The organism is Pseudoramibacter faecis, assembly GCF_036289405.1.
Lineage (GTDB): Bacteria > Bacillota > Clostridia > Eubacteriales > Eubacteriaceae > Pseudoramibacter > Pseudoramibacter faecis.
The window spans coordinates 1-24,078 of record NZ_JAYFFI010000007.1 but is presented as its reverse complement, the minus strand read 5'-3'; the positions used below and the strand labels follow the sequence as shown (position 1 = coordinate 24,078).

The window sequence follows — 24,078 nt, the reverse complement described above, 5'->3', positions numbered from 1 at the left end:
CAAACAATAAAAAAAGATCCCGCAACGTTCTATCCTTCCAGGCAGCTGCCCGCCAAGTACTTTCGACGCTAAAGAGCTTAACTGCTGTGTTCGGGATGGGAACAGGTGTGGCCTCTTTGCCGTTATCACGGAATTTAATGTTTATATTAGCAAATAATTATTGCAAATGCAAGCTTTTTAATCGTGAAAAAATTTTTTGCTTCATCGATGACAGTGATCGGAAGGAACGTTTCCAATGTTTCCAATATACTGATCCCTGTCAAGCCTTGCGTTCCGGCGATATTCCAATGGCGTCACACCATAAGTCTCCTTAAAGCGTTTACCAAACTTTGCCTGACTCACATAGCCCACTAAAGTCGAAATCTCTGAAACTTTCTGGCTGGTTGTCACAAGCAGTCTCGCCGCCCGCTTCATACGCTGGTTATGCTGATATGCCGCATAGCCGCAGCCATAAACATGTCTGAAATACGTTTTGAGACTTGTCTCGCTCACATTAAACCGTTGGGCGAGCTCCCGGGCCGTGTGGCGCTTGCTCAGATCCGCCATGATAATCTTCTGCGCACCCTTCGCAATCGTCACCTGGGATTGCGTATAAGCGGTTTTCTTTATCTTCATCAGATGCTTCTGGTGTTTTGCCAACATCATCAGCCATTCCGCTACCTTCACTGCCACAATGTGACGGTCTTCATGGCAACCCATATAGGTCCGCAGGTCCCGCATCATTTTGACCATCGGCGAATCCACCTGGTAAGCACAGGGCGGGTTCTCATCCTTCACTTCGTCATAAAGCATCGTCGGGGCGCGAAAATCTTCACCCAGCAATCGAAAATCCATATCCCAATCCGCATCCATCTGAATCATCAGCTCCAGCCCTTCGTATTCCGAATACGGATAATAAAAATCCGTTTTGACCGGACCGATATCGATAGACAACTCACCGTCGGAAAGATAGGTGTAGCTGCCGTCCGTCAAGGGCACTTCGCAGCGGCCATGAAAGCAATAGTTAATGATCAGTGCCCGGTCCCATGCCAAACTTGCGGCAATTTGAGGGATCTGCTCACTGCGGATATCAATATTCATGAGGTAAAAACCGTCGGCCAGAAGATACGTCTGGATCCAGCCGTCCCGATCTTCGTCTCCCGGAATCGGAATCGTCACCGCCTTGCTTTTCGCATGTTGGCACGCGCCTATTGTCTTTAATAAAGTTTGTTCATCACGAATATCAATTTTTTGATCACTCATTGCTTTTCTTTCTATCATCCGACACTACTATTCCCAATATTTTAAATGGTTTTTATTCTGCCGATGATCCGGCCGTTTATATCCGTTTGGTTTTTCATGATTCTTGGCTTCGCGGGCCGCCACGTTAAAAGCTGCTGGCCTCTCAGCACAACAGCTTTAGTTCTCCGATTTCTCATCCATATTATTCAATTGTCGACGGTTCTTTGGTCAATCGCTTTTTGGCGGCGCCAATCAGCCGCCATGAGCGCCGCGGCCGCCGCCATCAGCAGCGTGCCCACCCACAGCGACGTGCGGGCGGTATCTCCTGTTTTAACCCGGCGGGATTTCGGCGGATGGTGGGGTTTCGGCGGATTGACCGGCGGCGCTGTCTTGGGCACCACGCCCGGTTTGGGCAGGCTCACCACCTGATATTGCCAGCGGTTGCCGCTATCGGTTTGAACCACTGCCGGCGCCATGATGAGATACGGCGCCAGCGTTTCGTAACCCCGGGCCGCACCTTCAGCTCCCGTTTGCATCACCAAATAGATGCCCGGATCAAGACCGGTAAACCGAGCCTGACCGCTGGCATCCGTGGAGGCCGCTGCCCGAGGGCTTTGCTTTTTCGCCAGTCCCGCCAGCTTGATCGCCGCCCTGTTCGAGGCGGCCGCGGTCATTCCTTCGTAATGAATGCCGGCCGAGGCATAGGTCGGTGTCGCCGTATAAACCGCGCCGCCCCCGCGTACCTGTAAGCTTGCCGCCTGATAAATCGCCATCCGCGCACCGGCGATAGGCACGCTGCGGCTCCCGTCGACATAGCAAAACTTTACGGTGATGCTGCTCTTTTCACCGGAAAGCGCCGGCACGCGGTTATCATCCGCAAAGACGGGCACTATCAGAAGCAGCGCACCCAGCACAAGGCTCATGATGGCTGCCGTTGCCATTTTAATAGAGATTGACTTTCCGCGCATGCTTCTACTCCTTTGTTTCTCTTTCCTTTGTCGCCTGACGATCGGCCATGCGCCGCTTCATGATGGTTAAAATCACCGCCACGCTCACCAGTCCCGCCAGCAGCAATTTCCATGCCAGGCTGCGATCGATGAGCGGGCCCTTTTCTGCCGCTCGGATTTTAGGCACATAGGGTACCCGATGCCCCCGCACGAGCAGCCGCTCGGTGTTCACGCCATAGGGCGTGCACGTGAGCAGCGTGACCAGATCCCTGCCCGGCTCGATGGCCAGCGCGTCCAGGGCTTCTGGGCTCACCACCGAAATTTTATCCACCCGGTAAGCCAGGGTCTGTCCCATGATCACCAGATAAAAATGATTGCCTTTTTTGATTTGATCCAAATCCGTGAAGAGCTTGGCGCTGGGCAGTCCCCGATGGGCCGCGAGCACCGCGTGGGTGCCGCTGCCGCCGACCGGCAGGCTGGTGCCCTGCACATGGCCCGCGCCTTTTTCGAGCACGGCGGCCGAAGTGCCATGATAAACGGCCAGCTGCAGCCGAATCTTCGGAATTTCCACCGAGCCCATGATCCCGTTGCGGGACGGATCGAGCACAGTGTTGTATCTTTCGTCCTTTGTTATCGACGATTTTTTTTTGGAAAAAACGTCGGTGACGGTATTCGTCGGATGATCCGCATTGTACTGCCAGGCCGCTTCCCAGATGTTCTTCTTTTGTTCCGAAGTCAGCTGTTCTGCCTTTTCCTGATATTGGTGGATGTTCTGCGCGTTAAACTGTCGATTCCACAAATCACTGATGGTCGGATAAAACAGCACGCCAATACCAACCACCGCCAGCAATAATGCGAGCGCATTAATGCCGTGTCCCCTTCCGCCGCCCTTCGTTTTATTACTTGTCATCTATGATTATCATTTCCCTCTTTCCTTGATCTCATATGGAATGCAATTTTTTATTTTGATTCTTCTCCGGTATTTCTTTTCTGTCGTTTATTCTGCATCTTTCGGTACAGTTTAAACAATAACCATGCGCCAATCATTCCCGCTGCGGCACTGAGCACTTCCAGAATCCCGTGGCCAAATCCAAACTTTCTATTCTGACCTTCCCGATGTTCGAGTTTCGGCGAATAGGCCACCCGATGTCCCCGGACTAACAGCCGATGGGTGTTAACCCCGTAAGGTGTGCAGGTGACCAGTGTCACATAATCTTTCCCTTTAACGGGCGCCAGAGATTTCACTTCCTCGGGCTTCACGGTCACGATACGGTCGACTTTATAGGCCAGCACGCGGTCGAGGATATGCAGAAAGAAGTGATCTTTCTTTTTCAGAATATTCAAATCCGTGAACATCTTCGCAGAAGGCAAGCCTCTGTGCGCTGATATCACGGCGTGCGTCCCTTTGCCGCCGACTGGCAGTGAAGAGCCCAGCAAATGCCCCGCGCCTTTAAGCATCACGGCCTTCGTCGTGTAATGATAAACCGGCAGTTTCACATGGATAGACGGAATGCTGATGTATCCCATAATGCCATCGCGGTTGATGTTCAGTAATTTTTCATAGTAAGGATCTCGAATACCGTCACGAATCGAAAAGGCATCCGGCACCGAAGGTTCGTTCAAAATGCCGTTATAGGCCTTGGCCTGTTCCCAGGCACGATCCAGATCTTTATGATCCATCTTTTGAACATCGTGATTGTAGTCCCCGATGGTCTGCTCGCTGATATAGGCATTCCATCGGTTGCTGATGGTTGGATACAACAATATGGACAACCCTATTAAAAAAAGCAACGGCACCAGAAGGTTGCTAAAATTGATTTGTCGCTTCTTCATAGGTCTCTCCATAATATTGTAACGGTGGCCGATCTTTCGGTCGGCCACCAAATTCTATTTGCCGTTTTAAAGTTCAATTTTAATTATTCAGACTGATGGTTTTTTCTTTTTTTCGAAAAGTACAGGCCTGCAGCAATCGCGATGATGGCGACGCCAATGGCTGTGAAGATATAGGTCCCCATGGCCCCGGTGTTCGGCAGCGTGCCGATGGTCTTATTTTCGATCAATGTCGTCTTGTTTTCAGTCCCTTTGTCGATGGTCGTAATGGTCGTCCCCGTATAAGTGGCTGTGTACTCCGACGCATTCCCGTTAATGGTCACCTTGTAGGATTTCAGCAAACCGGTTGCCGCATCGATATCCGCCGTGATTTCAGCCGGAATTTCCGTTTCATTTAACGCGTAGCCATCGGGAGCCTTTGTTTCAACAATCACATACTTGCCGGCATCCAAACCTTTGAAGCCAATCAGCCGACCGGTCGCGTCTGATTTGGCCGTCATTAGGGGCGCGCCTGTTTTATGGCCGTCCGCGCCTTGTTTGTAGATGGCAAATTCAGCACCTGGCAGCGCATTGGCATCCCCGTATTTGGTTTCCGACGTAATTTCACTGGTGCTGATGACCGTCTTGTTGCCTTTGTCGTCAACCTTAATGACTTCCTGCGTGCGTTTTTCGTTCCAGGGATTCTTCCCGCTTAACTTCCCGTTAATTTCAAAGGTATAGTGATGGGTGGTGACTTCGTCAGAATCCTTTGTCGTGCTCGGAGAATTGGAATAGGTAACTTTTGCCGTATTGTCGTTGGGATCAAAATTCACCGCCGCATTGTTGCCCAATTTAGCGTTATAAGTGATTGTGATTGCCTGATTGCCGTGGGCAGAAATATAATCCGCTTTAAAGTCAACGGTAAAGCTGGTCCCGTTATTGGTCAACGTGTAGTCCGTATCTTTGGTCAGCGTATCACTGCCCGCCTTAACCACAACATTGCCGATGCCTTCCAGACCATCTTTTACCGTATCGGATACGGTGAATTTCGGATTGGTGTAGTTTCCTGCATAAGAAGGAATGGTCGTCCCGATTTCAAACTTCACGGTGTCGCCAATGGCGGCCGTATCACCCTTGTCTTCCTTGCTGCTGTCGACGATCTTTTTGGTGATGGAAGGTTCGGATTTCTTTGCATAGGCGTTCGCATCTCCGTAAAGATGTTCGTCCTTGCCGGCTGTGACCGTGCCGTCGTGGCTATCGCCCTTCACGTTGACGCTAACCAGCATCGGATTGTAAACCGCGACCGGACTGCCGCTGCCGACGCCCTTCACCAATATCAGGTATTCCCCTGCAGCCACACCGGATTTGGAATAGTCCGAACCGGAAGCGGCCAAATCGATCGGCGCTCCAAGCTGACCGCCATTGGCTGCGGCAACCAGGTCCTTAATTTCCGCTGCCGTCGGCTTGAAGGTCGTCTTGTCGGCAATGGAACCAGCCTTTACTTCTGAATATTTGACAAATTCCCCATTGCTGTATTCCGCTTTGACAATTTTATATGCCTGGACGGTCACACCGGGTTCCACGCCTTTAACGGTGATGGTGCCGCTAACTTCCGCCGCGAACGCCGGAACAGCCATCGCCAGCATCATGACCAGCGCGATCAAGATGGCACTGATATTCTTTTTGATATTTTGCATACTTGTTCTCCTTTTCGTTTGTTTTACATGTTTTGTCTTTTATATCCCGTTCCTCTTTTTGTTCCCGTCTGTCCATCACGTCCCTTCTGTATTTATATTTCTCTGAATGATTAAATCATCGCTGACACTTTGGATGCTTCTTTTGGCTGTAAAGAATGAGTGCTCCTATTGTCAGCATCATGCTGCCTAACAGCGTCAGCACATGGGTGCCGATACCGCCGGCGTTCGGCAGCTCATAAATGGGATTATCTTTTACCAGCACCGCATGGCTTGCAGAATCTATTCCAATGTTCGGATTGCCCATCAGCACGGTGACATTGCCGTCCTGATCGATCTCGATTTTCATGGGTTTTTCAATCAGATAATAATCATTTGGCGCCTTGATCTCTTTCAGATAATAGACACCCGGCTTCAGGCCAAATACCCTCACATTTCCCTGTTGATCCGACGAAAAAGTGGTTACCTTGTCCCCTTGCATTTCTTTTGTGAGATACACTCCAACAATATTCTGACATGCTTCGTCTTTATAGAGTGAAAATTCTGCCCCCGCCAAATACTTATTGTTATCGGTGCTGTCCACCTTTGTAAATCCAAACGGGAAATAATCCTTCACATTTTTAATGGTTACATTGCCGCTGGTGCCATCATTTCCTTCATAGGTCGTGGTGAAACCGGACGGACCATCCACTTCCTTCACGTAATAGAAATAATAATAAGTTTTGCCATTCTCCGTTGTCTGCACCGGCAGATCACCAAATGTGTGTGACCAACCATTGGCTGTCAATGTCGCTTCCCCGTTCGGATATGCCTTCAGATTCTCAGTATCCTGAATATCCGACATTTTTTTCGGCGGTGTCGGTTTGGTTGTAATGGTCGTCGTTCCCCCCGACGAAGATCCGGCAGTGGAGATCTCAATATAGTCCATGCTGGCTTTCAGTGACAGCGTTCCTGAAACCCATTGCAACCAACCAATCATATCCGTTTCAACGGTCGTCGCATTGTTGACATTGGAAAGCGTGTAGGTCGCCTGCACGCGCATATTTTTCCATTGTCCCCCATCCTGGTACCGATTGGTTATATCCGTATCCACTGGATTTGTCGCAGAAAGCGTCTGTTCGCCTGCTTTTACCTGATGGACGCCAAATCCTGTTGATCGGCTCCGGACAGTAAAGGTAATACTGCCGCCTTTTGGCACCTGATAAGTAAAATCGCCCAAATCACCGCTCGTTAGGCCTAAGCTGGTGCTGTTGCCGCCGTTGCTTCCGGCCGCACCATGATATCTGGTCGTAAAGGTCACCGGCACCGTTTCCGTCGGCGGCGGATTGGGGACCGTCGTCGTTTTCTCGGCCATTTTGTATTGGTAAAGCTGGACTTTTACCTTATCCGGCGGACTCTCCAAGGGTGATCCGTCGGCCTGCTGCCATTTTTTTTCCACCTTTACCTTGGTTTTCATCTCGTTTTTAATGGTTAGCGTGGTGCCCGATTGACCGGAGCTTTCTGAATAGCTCACCACATAACCAGTTGGCACGGAAATTTCTTCCACCTCATAGGTATAGTTATCCGTTCCGCTTTTCATTACCAATCCGCCGAATGTTTTTCGCCAGCCGTCATTCGATGTCAGCGTGAAGGTTGTCGCGCCGCTGGCATCTCGGTAAACCTCTTTATGCGCGGTATCCCCGTTCTTAATGCGATACAGCCGAAATTGGATTTTCGCCGGCCGTTCGGACGCGCTGTCCCCTTCCCATTTTTTTTCAACGGTAATGTTTTTCTTTTCTTCCCGGATCTTGTTCTTGAAATTCAGCACATTATTGCCAGCGTTGGCACTCACTCCGGCGCTGCTGGCCGTCAAGCTGCTTTGCCCGTCAGACAAATTGACTGTCTGCGTATCGCTACCGCTGATATCTACACCGGAAAAATGGCTGCCGTCCAGTCCCAGCTCAACGATTTTATATTTCCAATTGGATTTCATATCCAGCAGTTTGGCGTTCTGAGTGGGCTTCAATGTGAATTTGCCGTCAGACACATGTTTGGTTTTGCCGTAAATTTCGACGTTGCCTTCGTAGGGCACATAACGACCATCGCCCTTATCCACCAGCGCCTGGAATTGGAAGTCCTTGTTCAGATAATCCGCGCTTTGTTCGCCCTCCACCGATTTGTTCACCGTCACGGTTTTGGTGATGGGAATGTTCAGGGTGAGCGCCAGATTGGAATACTGACCGCCCCGCTCCAGATAGAACATGTCGAATTTGTGGTTGGTGTCGTTGCGCCAGTTAATCCCCTGTTCGGCAAAAATGGCACTCAGGGTCGTTGTCTTCACATTACTCGGGTTGTTTTGCGGCCAGATCTTCACTTCGCCGGTTGCAAAGTTGATGGTGCCGTGCACCGGCTCGTGGATGCCGCCGATATCCAGCACCAGCACCCCGTCGATATAGAGCCACATATCGTCGTCGCCGCTGTATTCAAAGACCATATCCTTCCCGTTCGGCAGTTTGCCGTTATGGGGCAGCGAAAAGTTCGCATTCATCGTCATCCCGAAATGGTGGTTGTAGTATTGGTGATTGATATTACTATAGGGCTGATTCGGCGTGTTATTATCGATGTACGTTTGGCTGCTGTTATAATCGGTAAAGGGAAAAAATCCGATTTTATAGCTGCTGTTATTCGATGTGTTGTACGTCCCGTTATAGACCTTAAAATTGCCGCCGCTACCCTGGCTGGAATTGTAGTACGCATAGTTTTTATTACTGTCGTACTGGTAGGTTCCCTGACCGTCCCGCGTCATCAGATGATTAACATTGGCATAGGTATTCTTGGCATTATTAATATTATTAGTATCAAATAGGTATTTGAGACTCTCGCTCCCGCCGGAGAGCACCGGGTAACCATCGTTTCCCAGCGTTTTCTTCACAATCCCTGTTCTGGCGGGCTGGTTCGCCCCGGTAAAATGGTTAATGCCCGATCCTTTCACGCCATAGGAAGTGAACTTTAAAGAATGATTTTGATTAATGCCCACATTAAAGGGACTCGGCGGCACATTCCCACCATCGTCTAAGGTTTTTCCCGAATAATCTCTTCCCCAATAATCGAAAAGATTCATCGTGATACCGTCCGCCCGGCTATCGGCGGTATTGACCTCTCCCGGGGCCGCCTCCACCCATAAGCTCTTGCTTCCCAGCAAAATACAGAGCACCAATGCAAAGACAAAGCCGGCCAAGGCCCAGGTTTTTTTATTCTTAATTGTGACAAGGTTCGATTTCATCCCATGTCTCCTTCGACAAACGTTCTGAATTTCCGATAACTTTTTTTCTAAACTTCATGGGTAAATTAACAGATCCTGAAAAGAATAGCAACCCTTACTCAAAGGACTTAATAAAATTTCCTGAATTATATAACCCGAATGAAGTTTTTTATCCGTTTAGCGGTTGAAACTTAATGAAAGCAATCTCCCGATCATCATCAGCTGCCATGGTTCATGACCAAACTGTCATAATTTTCATCACTTTGACCTTTTTCTCCCCCATTTCTTCGATATTTCATCCAATGATGACCGCTTTCTATTGTGTCGTTTTCAATCCTTGCTTTTAATCGCCATTTTTTATTCCAAATAGCTTTTTCATCGCATTTGGCTAAAATTCAAGCTTTTATTAAGGCAACCTCGCCCGTCACACGCCTTTGCCGTGCCGATCCCCGCCGAAGGCGATTTTTGCCAATAAAAAATCCCCGTCATGCGACAGGGACCGATATTTGACTGGTTGCTATTCTGTTTTGGTTGCCCGCAAAAATAATTTTTCCAACTCCTGCCGGGGATCGGCGCCTTCCGCCACAATAGCCTGTATCGCCCGGGTGATGGGCAGCTCCACGCCCACTTGCGCCGACAGATCAAGCAGAGCCTTTGTCGTGTAAACCCCTTCCGCCAGCTTGTCAAAAGGCCTGCCCAAAATAAAATCCTCGCCGAAGCGTCGGTTATTGCTGTGTGCCGAAAATAGCGTCGCCTCGTAATCCCCCAGGTGACTCAATCCGTACACCGTCTGGGCATCGCCTCCCAGGGCCGCGATCAACACCGAAAGCTCGTGAGTCCCCCGCGCCATCAGCGACCCCTTCAGGCTCGACAAATGCAGGCCGTCCAGCATCCCGGCCGCGATCCCCATGACATTTTTGGCCGCCGCACCGACTTCAATTTCCAGAAGGTCCCGGCCATAATAGAACCGGATGAGCGGGCCATCCAGCGCCGCTACCAGCTGACGCGTCAGCGTCCCGTCTTCTGATGCCATCAGCATGCAGTTGGGCATCCCCTGCACGAAATCCTGCACGTGTCCCGGCCCAACCCAGACCGCCACTCGGATCTGCCGGCCCAGCTCTTCCTGCATCACCGCGGTCAGGCGTTTGCCGCTGCCGATTTCCAGCCCCTTCATGCACAAAATAAAAGGCATCGTCAGCGGAACGCCGGTGCGCCTCAAATCCCCAGCAAAGGCGCGCAGCTGCTGTGCGCTGATGGCGATGATGCACAGGCCGCATCCCGACAGGGCCGTTGTCAGATCATCTGTCAGCGCTACCGAAGTCGGCAGATCCAGATAATCGTTGCGCCGGGTAGCCCGCAATGCTTCAAGTCGTGCCGATCCCGGCCGCCCCCAGAGCGTCACCTCATGCCCGAGACGATCGGCATACCAGGCATGAAAGCTCCCCCATCGTCCACATCCTAAAACACTGATCTTCATTTTTAACACACTCCTCTCTCATGTCCTGTCACTTGCTCTCATTATAACCGCGAATACCCGATCGCATCGCGCCGCGGCCATCTTTTCTGCCCGCGATCCGGAACCGGTTGCTTCCTTTTAAGATCATGCACGAAAAAACACCCGCTTTCCGGATGGAGAGCAGGTGTTTTTAGAAGACCGAATGGTCTTATTTGGTATAGTCGTAGAAGCCGTGGCCTGTCTTAACGCCGAGAGCACCAGCGCGCACCATCTTGCGCAGCAACGGAGCCGGCGCATATTTATCGGAGCCGGTTTCAGCCTGAAGCACTTCCATAACGGCTAACACGATGTCGAGGCCGACCAAATCGCCCAGAGCCAGCGGCCCCATCGGGTGGTTTGCGCCAAGTTTCATCGCAGTGTCGATATCTTCCGCAGAAGCGGTGCCCGCTGCGTAGATTTCGATCCCTTCGTTGATCATCGGCACCAGAATGCGGTTAACGACAAAGCCGGCCGCTTCCTGAACCTGAACCGGCACCTTGCCGATTTCTTCTGAGATCTTTTTGATTTTTCCGACGGTTTCGTCGGTTGTGTTGTAGCCGGCGATCACTTCAATCAGCTTCATGACCGGAGCCGGATTGAAGAAGTGCATACCAATCACGTCACGTTCGACGCCCTGACCGATTTCCGTGATAGAAAGCGAAGAGGTGTTGGATGCGAAAACACATTCTGGTTTGCAGATCTTATCCAGATTCTGGAACATTTCGTGTTTCAGATCCATCTTTTCAAGGATAGCTTCGACAATGAGGTCGCAGTCGCCAACCAGATCCTTTTCAACCAGACCTGTGACGATCTTGCCCATGATTTCATCTTTTTTTGCCTGTTCCATGCGGCCTTTGGCAACGCTTCTGCTCAAGTTTTTGTCAATTTTAGCTTTCCCGCCGTCGGCAAATTCCTGTTTGATATCGCAAAGAACCACTTCATAACCATCTGTCTGGGCAAAGGCCTGGGCAATGCCAGCTCCCATGGTGCCCGCACCAATAACGCCAACTTTCATTAACTTACCTCCAAATTCAAAATACCAAAGACGAGGAAATCATTGTGATTTCCCCGCAATTTATCGCCGTGACGGATTATTTATTCTGGAACGGCTCGTGCTTTCTCTTTTCGAGGAATGCGGTCATGCCCTCCTTCTGGTCGGCTGTTTCAAAGCATGCGGAGAAGCGATCGCATTCGATGCCGATCGCCTGATCCATATCCACTTCGATGCCTTCGTTCATGGCCGCTTTGGACATGCGGACGGCAATTGGAGCGTTCTTGGCGATTTTGCCAGCCAGTTTTTCAGCGGCGGGCATCAGTTCTTCCTGCGGATAAACCGCATTGACAAGCCCCCACTTCAAAGCGTCTTCCGCCTTGATATTGTTGCAGGCATAGATCATTTCCTTGGCCATGCCCACCGGGATGCGGCGCATTAAGCGCTGCGTGCCGCCAAAGCCCGGCGTGATACCGAGGCCGGTTTCCGGCTGCCCGAAAACGGCATTGTCTGCTGCCAGGCGAATATCGCAGGCCATCGAAAGTTCGCAGCCGCCACCCAGCGCAAAACCATTGATCGCTGCGATCACCGGGATCGGCAGGGTTTCAATTTTCCGGAATAATTTGTTGCCATGTTCGGCAAAAGCTCTGCCTTCGGCCTTATTATCGTCGGCCATTTCGGCAATGTCCGCTCCGGCAACAAAGGATTTGCTGCCGGCGCCGGTGATAATCAGGCAGCGAATGGCGTCATAATCGACCGCGTCCACCACGGCTTCCAGATCGTCCAGCACCTGAGAATTCAACGCGTTTAAAGCTTTTTCACGATCGATGGTAATAATCCCGATCAGATCTTTCGCTTCGTATTTAACAAAACTCATGATTCGCTTCTTTCCTGGTTAAAATGTGACTACTGCAGGTTTTCCCAAGCAGAGGCAACGCCCATGCCGCCGCCGACACAGAGGGAAGCCAAGCCCTTCTTAGAGCCTCTCTTCGCCATTTCATACATCAGGGAGACAACGATTCTCGCACCGGTGCAGCCTACCGGGTGACCCAGAGCAATCCCGGAACCATTAACGTTGCATTTATCCATCGGGACATTCAGATCGCGGATGCAGGCCAGCGCCTGAGCGGAGAACGCTTCGTTCAGTTCGATCAGATCCATATCGTCCATGGAAAGACCGGTGCGTTCCCAAAGTTTACGAACGGCGTAAATCGGACCTAAGCCCATGACTTCCGGTTCGCAGCCGGCGGAGGTGCCGCCGATCCATTTCATCAGCGGTTTCACACCGAGTTCTTCCGCTTTTTCTGCAGACATGATGACCAAAGCCGCAGCCCCGTCGTTGATCCCAGAAGCGTTAGCCGCAGTAATCACACCGTCTTTTTTGAAGGCCGGACGCAAGCCGCTGATGCCTTCCAAAGTCACGCCGCGGCGCGGATGTTCGTCGGTATCGAAGATGACTTCTTTTCTCTTTTGTTTGATGGTAACCGGGACAATTTCATCTTTGAATTTGCCGGCGTCAATGGCGGCCACAGCTCTTTCCTGAGACATCACGGCGATTTCATCGCATTCCTGACGGGTCAGGTTATATCTTTCAGCAATGTTTTCAGCTGTCATACCCATGTGGTAGTGGTTGAAAGTGTCTTCCAAGCCATCGCAAATCATGGTATCCAGGAATTCACCAGGTCCCATTCTGTAACCATAACGGCCATTCGGAACCACATAGGGTGCTCTGGTCATGTTTTCCATCCCGCCGACAACCAGGACATCGGCATCGCCGGCCATAATCATATCGGCAGCAAGATTGACGCACTTCATCCCGGAACCGCAAAGGTTATTCAGGGTCAAAGCCGGTTTTTCGACCGGAATGCCGGCGTAAACCGCTGCCTGACGCCCAACAGATTGCCCTTGGGCCGCCTGAAGAACACACCCCATCAGTACTTCATCGACATCTTCCGGCTTGATGCCCGCGCGTTTGATCGCTTCCTTGATAACCGTCGATCCCAATTCGACAACCGGTGTGTTCTTTAAAGAACCACCCATGGAACCAATCGCTGTACGGCAACCGCTAACAACAACAACTTCTTTAGCCATAAAATTTCCCTCCATCACTATTTTTGTGAATGCTAAAACCAATTAACAGGGCTGTGTTGATAACCTGTTAAATATATAACAATCATATCACATTTTTCTTTCTTGTCAAGAAGATAACAATATTATCCCTCTATCTGGATGATCCTTTAAGGATTTTTTCAAAATTGGTCGGACCAACTTCACGCACACATTCCTCCTTTTTCCATTTCGACATGCTTAGCATCATAATTTGAAATTTGAAGCGATTCAACAATACTGTGATAGTTTACATAATATTGTACTTTTATTTTATCATGTTTTTGCTGATTGTCTATCCGATTTTTGTTTTTTAAAGCGCTCAAGCGTTCCCCTATATTTCTCCGCGCTGTCGCTGCCTTTTTCTGCGCATATTGCTCTGAAACATAACACCATTAAAATAATTTTAAATTTTAATAGTTTTTTACCCTAAAACACGATATAATTTAGTTGTTTGATTTAATCAATTGCATATTGAATCACTAGGCAAGCTCTGCTGTCTTCGCTGGTGAAAATCATTTTTATATATTGCTTTCATTTTTCGTTCGCCAAAGGCATCATAAATTTATGAAAGGATTAAAATTGCTGCCGATAATTGCTGCTTGTGAAAATTTTTCACCAATGATATAATGACTAAAAATTTTTAGCTAAGCTTTTCTGTCAGAGTAACGTGATGAGAAAGTGCACCTACATTTCGGAGGTTCTATGGAGTTAAAGGATATTTTAAATTTGATTGATCGTTTTGAGCAAAGCGCATCGGTATCAATGACGATCAAACTGGGCGATGACGAATTGTCGCTCAAAAAGGCCGAAGCCTACGCGCCCAAAACTGAAACCATCGTCGCCGCACCCGTGGCAACGCCGGCCGCCCAAAGCGCAGTACCGGCCGACGATCAAACATCCACTCCCGCGCGGGGCGACACCATCAACGCGCCGCTGGTCGGCACTTTTTATCATGCCGCTTCTCCCGATGATCCGCCGTATGTCACCGTCGGCCAGTCAGTGAAAAAGAACGAAACCATCGGTCTTATCGAAGCGATGAAGATGATGAGCGAAGTGCCGGCTCCCTTTGACTGCGTGATCGAAGAGATCCTCGTGGATAACGGGCAACTCGCCGCCTACGACGAACCCCTGATGCGCGTCAGAAAGCTGTAATCCATGTTTCGAAGAGTTTTAATCGCCAACCGGGGGGAGATTGCCGTCCGCGTGATCCGTGCCTGCCGGGAAATGGAAATCGAAACCGTCGCGGTTTATTCCAGCGCCGACGCCGACGCCCTCCACGTGCAGCTGGCCACCCGCTCGGTTTGCATCGGCCCGCCTCAGGCCGGTCAAAGCTATCTCAATATGGATGCGATTTTGCAGGTGGCCATCGCCACCCGCTGCGACGCCATCCATCCGGGCTACGGCTTCCTGTCGGAAAACGACGTCTTCTCGGATCGCTGCACGGCGGAAGGGATCAAGTTTATCGGGCCCACCGGCGACGTTATCCGTCAGATGGGTAATAAATCGGCAGCCCGCAGCCTGATTCAGAAAAGCGGCGTACCGGTGGTGCCGGGCAGCGACGGCAATGTGGATGTTGAAACCGGTGCGGCCGTCGCGGCAAAAATCGGTTACCCCGTGCTCATCAAAGCCAGTGCCGGCGGCGGCGGCCGGGGCATGCGCCGGGTCGACAAGCCGGAGGATTTCGCCGCTCTCTTCGCCGAAGCCCAATCCGAAACCATGGCCAACTTCGGCGACGACAAAATGTACGTCGAAAAGCTCATCGTCAATCCCCACCACATCGAATTTCAGGTGATGGCCGACAGCAAAGGCAATGTCGTCCATTTTGACGAGCGCGAATGCTCCATTCAGCGCAAGAACCAAAAACTCATGGAAGAAAGCCCTTCTCATCTGCTGACGCCGGAAGTCCGCGCCGCCATGGGAGACGCCGCCGTGACGGCTGCCAAGGCCGCCGGCTACGAAGGCGCGGGTACCATCGAATTCGTGATGGACGATGACCTTCATTATTATTTCATCGAAATGAACACCCGAATTCAGGTGGAGCACCCCGTGACCGAAATGGTCTGCGACGTCGATTTGGTGCGCGAGCAGATTCGCGTGGCCGCCGGACTGACCCTTGCCTACAAACAAGCCGACATCCGCCAGCGGGGCTGGGCCATCGAATGCCGCATCAACGCCGAAGACCCGATGAACGGCTTCCGCCCTTCTCCGGGGAAGACAAACTTTCTGCACTTTCCCGGCGGCTGCGGCATTCGCGTCGAGTCTGCCCTTTATGCCGGCTACAGCCCCAGCCCTTTTTACGATAGTCTGGTCGCCAAAGTCGTCGCCCACGGGGCCAACCGGCTCGAGGCCATTCAGCGCATGCGCCGCGCCCTGGAGGAAATCGTCATCGACGGTTATCCCACTACGGTCGAGCTGTGCTATCTGATTCTGCACGATCCGATTTTTGTGCGCGGCAATTACAACACCGGCTTTCTCGAAAGCGAAATGGATGAATTGATGAAATGGAACCGCGTCGGTGCCGGACTCGATCCCATCGAGGTGAAGCAATGAGCAAGAATCCTTTTCAAAAACGCAAACAGGAAATCTTCAATTTAAAAGCGATGCGGGAACGCCGCAGCATCACTACGATGCCCGACGCCATCCCCGTTCAGCAGCAAACCACCCTCTGTCCTCAATGCGGTCACGCCCTGACCCTCGACGAATTGGAAAAGAATCTGCACGTGTGCCGCTGCGGTTATCATTTTCCCATCGGCTCCCACTATCGGCTCCAGCTCGTGCTCGACCCCGGCACCATCCGGGAGTTCGGCCGCGGCATCAAACCTTTTGACTGGCTGCACTTCCCCGGTTATCCGGATAAACTCAAGGTGCAGCGTCAAAAATCCGGCTCCACCGAGGCCGTTGCCACAGCCCAGGGCAAAATCGACGGCATCAGCGTCGTCGTCGCGGTGATGGATACTCGTTTCTTTATGGGAAGCATGGGCTCTGCCGTTGGCGAGCGCATCACCCAGGCCATCGAGTACGCCACGAAAAAGAAATGGCCGCTGATTCTCTTTTGCGCCAGCGGCGGCGCCCGCATGCAGGAGGGAATCATCTCGCTGATGCAGATGGCCAAAACTTCGGCGGCAATGGAGCGCTTTTCCCAAAAGGGCGGCCTGTCCATCGTCTGCCTCACCCACCCGACCACCGGCGGCGTCACGGCGAGCTTTGCCATGCTCGGCGACATCACCCTGGCGGAGCCCGGCGCCCTCATCGGCTTTGCCGGCCCCCGGGTGATCGAGCAGACCATCGGCGAACAACTGCCGGAAGGTTTTCAGCGCGCAGAATTTCAGCAGGAGCACGGTTTTGTGGATCAGATTGTTCCCCGGGATGTCATGCGCGACACGTTAAGCCGGCTGCTGGGATTACACAAGGCCTGAGGAGGGATCACGGTTGAAATCAACAAGCACAGATAAATCCAAAATCAACCTGCGGGAGCTGGAAAGCCGCATTGATCACCTCGATCAGCGCCTCGCCGATATCGGCGACCCCATCACGCCGGCTCAGGTCATTCAGCGCCGGCAATTTGAACGGGATCGCGCCGAACTGCTCCACCTCTGCGCTCATCCCGATCCCGCCGATCGGGTTTTCCTTGCGCGTCACGCCGGGCGTCCCGGCGTCGTGGACTACGTCGACCATCTGTTCACCGATTTTTTTGAACAGCGCGGCGACCGCCTCTTTCGAGAAGATCCAAGCATTTACGGCGGCATCGCCCGCTTTCACGGGCAACCGGTCACCGTCGTCGGCACCCGCAAGGGCAAAACCCTCGACGAGAACCTGGCCTGCCATTTCGGCATGCCTTGCCCCGAGGGCTATCGCAAGGCCCTGCGCCTGATGCGCCAGGCCGCCAAATTTAAGCGACCGATCATCACTTTCATCGACACGGCAGGAGCCTATCCCGGCAAGGAAGCCGAAGAAAACGGACAAGGCGAGGCCATCGCGCGCAACCTGGCCGTCATGAGCCGACTGCCGGTGCCCATCATCGCCGTCTTCACCGGTGAGGGTGGCAGCGGCGGTGCCCTGGCTCTCGGCGTGGGCAATCGCGTCATTATGCTTGAAAACGCCATCTACTCCATCCTGAGCCCCGAGGGCTTCGCCAGCATCCTGTGGAAGGATCCCGACCGCAGTGACGAGGCGTGCTCGGTAATGAAGCTCACCGCCCGGGATCTGAAGGACCTCAGGGTGGCCGACCGCATTATCCGCGAACCTTTGGGCGGCGCCCACCGCAACCCCGGCGCGGTTTATACCGCCCTCGACAGGATATTAGCCGAAGAACTGAAGGAACTAAATAAAATGAGCGCTTCGGAATTGATAAACAAGCGCTACGCCCGGTTCCGCGCCTACGGAGCAACGACGCCCAAAACGGCATCCAAGAAAGGAGACGCATGAACGGCATCAGCATCATTGCGACCGGCTCGGCCACCCCAGCGAAGGTGGTCACCAACGACGATATGGCCCGGTTGGTCGACACCAGCGACGAATGGATCGCCGAACGCACCGGCATCCGCCGCCGCCGCTTCATCTCCGGAGACGAAAGCACCACCAGCCTGTCCATCACGGCCGGCTGGCGTGCCCTTCAGGCATCGGGCATCCCGCCGGATCAAATCGGCGCCTGCGTCGTCGCCACCATCACCCCGGACACCATGACCCCGAGCACGGCCAATAAAGTCGCCGCGGCACTGGAACTGCCGGCAGACATTCCCAGCCTCGATATCGGCGCGGCCTGCACCGGGTTTATTTATGCCCTGCGCGTGGCCCAGGGACTCGTCACCGCCGACAGCGACCGGCCTTACGCCCTGGTGATCGGCGCGGAGTCGCTCTCGCGCTCCGCAGACATGACCGACCGCACTACCTATGTGCTCTTTGCCGACGGGGCCGGCGCGGCGGTCGTTAAAGCCGATCCCGACGCGGCTTTTCACAGCTGGCTCGGCGCCGAATACGCAGAGGCCATCGGCGTGCCCGGCGCAAGCAATCCCGACGGCCACATCACGATGGACGGCCGGCCGGTGTTTCGCTTCGCCGTGCGCATCATCCCGAGGATCATCCGTCATATGCTCGCCATGAGCGGTCAGACGCTGGACGATATCGACCAGGTGATCTGCCACCAGGCCAACAGCCGCATCATCAATCACGCGGTGAAAAAACTCAAGGCCGATCCCGCAAAGTTTTATCAGAACCTCGACCATTTCGGCAACACCAGCGGCGCGAGCATTCCGCTGGCGCTGGACGAATTGGTTCAAATAGGGCGCATTGAGCCCGGCGCGAGGCTGCTGCTCGCCGGCTTCGGCGGCGGCCTGACCTACGGCGGCACCGCCATCACCTACCGCGGTCCGGAAGGCTAACCGCCAAACCCTCGCTTTTCGCATCACGCATAGGATGCCCATCGACTGTACTTGAAAGGAATTTTATGGAACGAATCAATACGCTGCTGCACACGCGCTATCCCTTCATTCAAGGGGGCATGGCCAATATCGCCACCGGGCGCTTCGCCGCTGCCTCCTCCAATGCGGGAGGGCTCGGCCTCATCGCTTCCGGCGGCCTCGACGCCGAAACCATTCGCAAAGAAGTCCGGGAATGTCGCTCCCTCACGGATCATCCCTTCGGCCTGAATTTGATGCTCATGAACCCCGACGTGGACAACATTGCCCGCATGGCCATCGAGGAAAAGATCCCGGTGATCACCACCGGCGCCGGCAACCCCGGCAAATACATGGCTGATTGGAAAGCCGCCGGCATTCTGATCGTACCGGTGGTGGCCTCTGCCACCCTCGCCCGCCGCCTCGTCACCGAAGGCGCAGACGCCGTCGTCGCCGAAGGCACCGAAAGCGGCGGCCACGTCGGCGACATCACCACGATGGCCCTGGTGCCCCAGGTGGCTGACGCGGTGGATGTCCCGGTAATCGCCGCCGGCGGTATTGCCGACGGCCGGGGGGTCGCCGCGGCCTATGCGCTGGGCGCGACCGGGGTGCAGCTGGGCACTGTTCTACTCGCCTCCGAGGAATGCCCGATTCACGAGCATTACAAAAAGGCTGTGCTCAAAGCCAAGGATCGCAGCACCGTCGTCACCGGGCGAAGCTCCGGCGCCCCGGTGCGCGTCCTCAAAAATCAAATGACCAAGGCTTATCTGAAGGAAGAAGCCGCCGGCGCCGATTTGATGGCGCTGGAAAAATTCACCCTGGGCAGCCTGCGCAGAGCCGTATTCGACGGCGACGTGAAAAACGGCAGCCTGATGGCCGGGCAGATCGCCGGCCTGGTGCACGAAATCCGCCCGCTGACCGAAATCTTCGAGTCCTTAGACCGCGAGTCCCGGGATGTAATCGCCCGGCTGCAAACCCTTGTTTAAATTGTTCAATTCCAAGGAGATCCCATGACCATCGCATTTTTATACGCCGGCCAAGGAGCCCAGCACGTCGGCATGGGGGCCGATCTTTACGAACGCTACCCGGCTTTTGCCAAAGTTTTTGATGAAGCGAAGCTGCCCTTCGACTTGAAGGCCCTCTGCTTTGACGGCCCAGCCGAAAAACTCAATCAGACGGCCTATACCCAGCCGGCCATGGTCGCCTTTGCCATCGGCGCGACCAATGTGCTGCGGGAAGCCGGCATCATGCCCGACGTGGCCGCGGGGCTTTCTCTCGGCGAATACTCGGCGCTCTACGCTGCCGGCGTCTGGGACGCCGCCACCACCCTTGACCTCATCGCCTTTCGCGGACAGGCCATGGCCAAGGCCTCCGAAGGGCTCGATGTGGGCATGGCCGCCGTGATGAACTTAGGCCGCGATGCCCTTGCCGCTGTCTGCGCCGAAGCCACTTCGGCCGGCGTGGTGGAAATGGCCAACTTCAACTGTCCGGGGCAGATCGTCATCTCCGGCGACAAAGTTGCCGTCGACCGCGCCTGCGAGCTGGCGGCAGCGGCCGGCGCGCGCCGCTGTGTGCCGCTGGCTGTGTCCGGCCCCTTTCACACGAGCTTTATGAAACCAGCCGGCGACGCCTTGGCCCAGAAATTCCGGACGATCCCTTTTAACGAGCCCCGCATTCCGGTGCTCTTCAACACCCTCGGCGACGTCAAACCCGAAGGCGTGAGCATCCCCGAGTTGCTCGAAAAACAGGTGCAAAGCCCGGTCTATCTGGAAGAGACCATCCGCCGGATGGCCGACCTGGGCGTCGACACCTTTGTGGAGATCGGCCCGGGCAAAGCCCTTTCCGGTTTTATCAAAAAAACCCTCCGCGGCACCAAACCCCTGCGGGTGGAAACCGCGGATGATATTGAAGTGTTGAAAACTGCTTTAGCTTAATCGGCCGATGGCCAAAGGAGAATTTATGAGCGAACATCAAACAGAAATCCGCACGGCCCTGGTGACCGGCGGCAGCCGGGGCATCGGCCGGGCCATTTGCCTGGCGCTGGCCGCCAAAGGACTCAACGTCGCCGTCAACTACGCCGGCAACGAAGCCGCCGCCGCCGAAACCGTCGCCGCCTGCCGCGATACCAACCCCGGTATTGCAGCGGCGTCCATTCAGGCCGATGTCGCCGATGCGGACGCCGTCACCGCCATGATAGCCCGCATCAAGAAAGATTTCGGCCACATCGACGTGCTGGTCAACAACGCGGGCATCACCCGGGACAACCTCATCATGATGACGAAGCCCGAGGATTTTGACGCCGTGATCGCCACCAACCTGCGCGGGGCCTTTTTGTGCACCAAGGCGGTTTCCCGCCTGATGATGAAGCAGCGTTACGGGCGCATTGTGAACCTGAGCTCCGTCGTCGGGCTGCGGGGCAATGCCGGCCAGACGACCTATGCCGCTTCAAAGGCCGGCATCATCGGTCTGACCAAGTCCGTCGCCAAAGAACTGGCCAGTCGGGGCATCACCGCCAACGCCGTAGCTCCGGGCTTTATCGAGACGGACATGACCGATGCCCTAAATGACGAACAAAAGGCCGCCGCCGCTGGGGATATCCCCCTAAAGCGTCTGGGCACTCCGGAAGACGTGGCCCACGCAGTGGCCTTTCTCGCAGATGAAGACAGCGGTTATATCACCGGTCAGGTTTTGGCGGTGGACGGCGGCATGGCCGTTTAAGCATTCAAGACGAAAGGACTTTTTATGAATCAAAGACGTGTTGTCATCACCGGGATGGGGACTGTCAACCCGCTGGGCAATGACGTGGCCGCCAGCTGGGCCGCGGCCAGGGACGGACAAAACGGCATCGGCCCCATCACCCAATTCGACGCCGGCGATTTGAAGGTGCAAATCGCCGGCGAAGTAAAAGACCTGGACATCAGCCCGGTCATCAGCCGCAAGGATGCCCGCCACATGGATCGCTTCACCCGGTTCGCCATGATAGCCGCCCACGAAGCGGTGACCGCTGCCGGACTCGATATGGCCCAGGAGGCCGATCCCACCCGCTGCGGGGTGATTTTTTCCAGCGGCATAGGCGGCATCGGCACCATCGCCGACTCCCAGGACCGAGGCCGCGACAAGGGATTCGACCGGGTTTCCCCCTTCTTTGTCCCGTCGAGCATCGCCAATATGGCCGCCGGACAAATCGCCATCGCCTACGGCTTTCAGGGCTACAGCACCTGCGTCGTCACCGCCTGTGCTTCGAGCAACAACGCCATCGGCGACGCCTTCCGCCAGATCCGCGACGGCTATGCCGACGTGATGATGGCCGGCGGGGCGGAAGCCAGTGTCACGCCGCTATGCATCGGGGGGTTCACCAGCATGAAGGCCCTGTGCACCACCAACGATCCGGATCGCGCCTCCACGCCCTTTGACGCCGATCGCTCGGGCTTTGTTATGGGTGAGGGCGCCGGCGCGCTGATCCTCGAATCCTTGGAACACGCCGAAGCCCGGGGGGCCGCCGTTCTCGGCGAGGTCGTGGGCTACGGCACTTCCACCGACGCCTACCACATCACCGCTCCCCAGCCGGAAGGCCGCGGCGCCATCGTCGCCATGCAAAAGGCCCTGAGCGACGCGGGCATCACACCGGACGCCATCGACTACATCAACGCCCACGGCACCAGCACCAGCATGAACGATGCCATCGAAACCAAAGCCGTCAAGGGCGTCTTCGGCGACCACGCCAAGGCCCTGGCCATGAGTTCCACCAAGAGCATGACGGGCCATTTGCTGGGAGCCACCGGCGCAATTGAAGCGATCTTTACCCTTTGTGCGCTGCGCGACGGCTTTATCCCGCCGACCATCGGCTACCGCACGCCGGATCCCAAATGTGATCTCGACATCGTGCCGAACGAAGGCCGCGCGGCCGATCTGCATTACGCCCTGTCCAACGGGCTGGGCTTCGGCGGTCACAACGCCGTCGTCGTCATGAAAAAATGGGAGGACTGACATGGCCGAACCCCACCCGTTAACCATCGACGAAATCATGCAGATCCTGCCCCACCGCTATCCCTTTCTATTGGTGGATCGCATCACCGATCACGTCCCCGGCGAGCGGGCCTGCGGCATCAAGTGCGTCTCCGCCAATGAAATGCAGTTTCTCGGCCACTTCCCGGGTTATCCGGTGATGCCCGGCGTGCTCATCGTGGAGGCGATGGCCCAGGTCGGTGCCATCGCTCTGCTTTCGATGCCGGAAAACCGCGACAAACTCGCCTTCTTCGGCGGTATTAAGAACGCCCGCTTCAAAAAACAGGTGACGCCCGGCGACATGATGACCATCGAAACCGAGATCACCGGCATGCGCGGGCCGGTCGGCACCGGTCAGGGTATCGTGCGCGTCGACGGCAAAATCGCCTGCCGCGCCGAAATCACCTTCGCCCTTTCCGATCCGGCCTAATCGACACATTTTTTCTGCACTTTTTACAATTTTTAGAGGTAGCACGACAATGAACGCATTTGAAAAACCTTTGGATGAAATTTACCGCAAACTCAAATTGTATTTTTACCGGGAAATGGCCCTGCACACCAACCGCGAGGACAACGGCCTGTCCATCACCGAATCCTTTTGCATGGAGTCCATCTATGCGCTGGATCATCCCACCATTGCCCAGTTTGCCAATTTCATGAATATCTCTTCTCCCAACGCGACCTATAAAATCCATCATCTGATCGCCAAGGGCTATCTCGAGAAAATTCAGTCCCCCAAGGATAAACGGGAATACTATCTGCAACCCACCGAGAAATACATGCGCTATCACGCCATGAACAGGAGCGGCTATGACGAAACCATGAAGCGCATCGGCGAGCATTTCCCGACCCACGAGCTCGAAAAGCTCAACGAACTTCTAACCACGATCAACGAAGAATTGGTTAAGCCTTTTCCCGTCAAATAATTCACTAAAAAACGGTGCTGAACGATGATATGTACCCAAAATCCTGGACACATCATTGGAACCTAGGTTAGCAATAGATGGATGTTCCCCTGTATTTTACAGGAGGCATCCATTTTGTTTTGCTCTGGATCCGTTCGTTATTGTAGTAGTTTATATAGTTCCTTCCTGCTTTGGAGAAGGAATCAAACGATTGGTATTCCCTTTCATAGTCATCATACATTTCGTTCTTAAGCCTGCCAAAGAATGT

At 54.1% G+C, this 24,078-nt stretch carries 23 protein-coding genes and 1 rRNA gene; 11 read left to right on the top strand and 13 right to left on the bottom strand.

The features are described from left to right. Nucleotides 1–16 precede the first annotated feature (16 nt). From rrf to V3C63_RS06465, 12 genes are all read right to left on the bottom strand, one after another. Nucleotides 17–133 (bottom strand): 5S ribosomal RNA (rrf, locus tag V3C63_RS06520). A gap of 68 nt (nt 134–201) precedes the next feature. Beyond that, nucleotides 202–1,242, bottom strand: coding sequence for a helix-turn-helix domain-containing protein (locus V3C63_RS06515; RefSeq protein ID WP_329886995.1), 1,041 nt, complete (start codon nt 1,240–1,242; stop codon nt 202–204). 185 nt (nt 1,243–1,427) lie between these two features. Then, nucleotides 1,428–2,189, bottom strand: coding sequence for a hypothetical protein (locus V3C63_RS06510; protein WP_329886994.1), 762 nt, complete (start codon nt 2,187–2,189; stop codon nt 1,428–1,430). A gap of 4 nt (nt 2,190–2,193) precedes the next feature. After that, complete coding sequence (locus V3C63_RS06505; protein WP_329886993.1) at nt 2,194–3,078, bottom strand: class C sortase; 885 nt, start codon at nt 3,076–3,078, stop codon at nt 2,194–2,196. Nucleotides 3,079–3,128: 50 nt separating this feature from the next. After that, entirely contained in the window at nt 3,129–4,001 is an 873-nt protein-coding gene (locus V3C63_RS06500) for a class C sortase (RefSeq protein WP_329886992.1), read from the bottom strand. A gap of 83 nt (nt 4,002–4,084) precedes the next feature. After that, nucleotides 4,085–5,674, bottom strand: a complete 1,590-nt coding sequence (locus V3C63_RS06495; protein ID WP_329886991.1) for an isopeptide-forming domain-containing fimbrial protein — start codon at nt 5,672–5,674, stop codon at nt 4,085–4,087. A gap of 115 nt (nt 5,675–5,789) precedes the next feature. Next, nucleotides 5,790–8,933, bottom strand: coding sequence for a SpaA isopeptide-forming pilin-related protein (locus V3C63_RS06490; protein WP_329886990.1), 3,144 nt, complete (start codon nt 8,931–8,933; stop codon nt 5,790–5,792). A gap of 496 nt (nt 8,934–9,429) precedes the next feature. Further along, complete coding sequence (locus tag V3C63_RS06485) at nt 9,430–10,389, bottom strand: NAD(P)H-dependent glycerol-3-phosphate dehydrogenase (protein ID WP_329886989.1); 960 nt, start codon at nt 10,387–10,389, stop codon at nt 9,430–9,432. Nucleotides 10,390–10,576: 187 nt separating this feature from the next. After that, the gene (locus V3C63_RS06480; RefSeq protein WP_329886988.1) at nt 10,577–11,422 is read right to left on the bottom strand and encodes a 3-hydroxyacyl-CoA dehydrogenase family protein; all 846 of its coding nucleotides are present in this window, start codon (nt 11,420–11,422) and stop codon (nt 10,577–10,579) included. Nucleotides 11,423–11,498: 76 nt separating this feature from the next. After that, nucleotides 11,499–12,275, bottom strand: a complete 777-nt coding sequence (locus V3C63_RS06475; protein ID WP_329886987.1) for an enoyl-CoA hydratase-related protein — start codon at nt 12,273–12,275, stop codon at nt 11,499–11,501. Between the two features lie 29 nt (nt 12,276–12,304). Beyond that, the gene (locus V3C63_RS06470) at nt 12,305–13,489 is read right to left on the bottom strand and encodes an acetyl-CoA C-acetyltransferase (protein ID WP_329886986.1); all 1,185 of its coding nucleotides are present in this window, start codon (nt 13,487–13,489) and stop codon (nt 12,305–12,307) included. 179 nt (nt 13,490–13,668) lie between these two features. Beyond that, nucleotides 13,669–13,830, bottom strand: a complete 162-nt coding sequence (locus V3C63_RS06465) for a hypothetical protein (protein WP_329886985.1) — start codon at nt 13,828–13,830, stop codon at nt 13,669–13,671. A 379-nt stretch (nt 13,831–14,209) separates the two neighbouring features. Between V3C63_RS06465 and accB the strand changes: the two genes are divergently transcribed. The 11 genes from accB to V3C63_RS06410 all read left to right on the top strand — a co-directional run bounded on the left by accB (nt 14,210) and on the right by V3C63_RS06410 (nt 23,831). Beyond that, the gene (accB, locus tag V3C63_RS06460) at nt 14,210–14,659 is read left to right on the top strand and encodes an acetyl-CoA carboxylase biotin carboxyl carrier protein (RefSeq protein ID WP_329886984.1); all 450 of its coding nucleotides are present in this window, start codon (nt 14,210–14,212) and stop codon (nt 14,657–14,659) included. 3 nt (nt 14,660–14,662) lie between these two features. Continuing rightward, nucleotides 14,663–16,057 carry an acetyl-CoA carboxylase biotin carboxylase subunit gene (gene accC / locus V3C63_RS06455; protein ID WP_329886983.1) on the top strand — a complete coding sequence of 465 codons (1,395 nt, stop codon included), beginning with the start codon at nt 14,663–14,665 and terminating at the stop codon, nt 16,055–16,057. Further along, the gene (gene accD, locus V3C63_RS06450; protein ID WP_329886982.1) at nt 16,054–16,923 is read left to right on the top strand and encodes an acetyl-CoA carboxylase, carboxyltransferase subunit beta; all 870 of its coding nucleotides are present in this window, start codon (nt 16,054–16,056) and stop codon (nt 16,921–16,923) included. Before accC ends, accD begins: the two co-directional genes overlap by 4 nt. A gap of 13 nt (nt 16,924–16,936) precedes the next feature. After that, entirely contained in the window at nt 16,937–17,932 is a 996-nt protein-coding gene (locus tag V3C63_RS06445; RefSeq protein WP_329886981.1) for an acetyl-CoA carboxylase carboxyltransferase subunit alpha, read from the top strand. Beyond that, the gene (locus tag V3C63_RS06440) at nt 17,929–18,885 is read left to right on the top strand and encodes a beta-ketoacyl-ACP synthase 3 (protein ID WP_329886980.1); all 957 of its coding nucleotides are present in this window, start codon (nt 17,929–17,931) and stop codon (nt 18,883–18,885) included. The genes V3C63_RS06445 and V3C63_RS06440 overlap by 4 nt, the downstream gene beginning before the upstream one ends. 65 nt (nt 18,886–18,950) lie before the next feature. Next, nucleotides 18,951–19,886, top strand: a complete 936-nt coding sequence (locus V3C63_RS06435; protein ID WP_329886979.1) for a nitronate monooxygenase — start codon at nt 18,951–18,953, stop codon at nt 19,884–19,886. Nucleotides 19,887–19,910: 24 nt separating this feature from the next. Further along, nucleotides 19,911–20,834: an ACP S-malonyltransferase gene (gene fabD / locus V3C63_RS06430; protein WP_329886978.1), complete on the top strand. Its 924-nt coding sequence runs from the start codon at nt 19,911–19,913 to the stop codon at nt 20,832–20,834. A 25-nt stretch (nt 20,835–20,859) separates the two neighbouring features. Further along, nucleotides 20,860–21,618: a 3-oxoacyl-[acyl-carrier-protein] reductase gene (fabG, locus tag V3C63_RS06425; RefSeq protein WP_329886977.1), complete on the top strand. Its 759-nt coding sequence runs from the start codon at nt 20,860–20,862 to the stop codon at nt 21,616–21,618. Nucleotides 21,619–21,642: 24 nt separating this feature from the next. Beyond that, nucleotides 21,643–22,887, top strand: a complete 1,245-nt coding sequence (gene fabF, locus V3C63_RS06420) for a beta-ketoacyl-ACP synthase II (protein WP_329886976.1) — start codon at nt 21,643–21,645, stop codon at nt 22,885–22,887. 1 nt (nt 22,888) lies between these two features. Then, nucleotides 22,889–23,335: a 3-hydroxyacyl-ACP dehydratase FabZ gene (gene fabZ, locus V3C63_RS06415; protein ID WP_329886975.1), complete on the top strand. Its 447-nt coding sequence runs from the start codon at nt 22,889–22,891 to the stop codon at nt 23,333–23,335. Nucleotides 23,336–23,384: 49 nt separating this feature from the next. Beyond that, nucleotides 23,385–23,831, top strand: coding sequence for a MarR family winged helix-turn-helix transcriptional regulator (locus V3C63_RS06410; RefSeq protein WP_329886974.1), 447 nt, complete (start codon nt 23,385–23,387; stop codon nt 23,829–23,831). A gap of 67 nt (nt 23,832–23,898) precedes the next feature. On the opposite strand, the gene V3C63_RS06405 is transcribed toward V3C63_RS06410, so the two are convergent. Further along, nucleotides 23,899–24,078, bottom strand: a 180-nt coding sequence (locus V3C63_RS06405; RefSeq protein WP_329886973.1) for an IS3 family transposase, incomplete at its 5' end; no start/stop codon positions are given.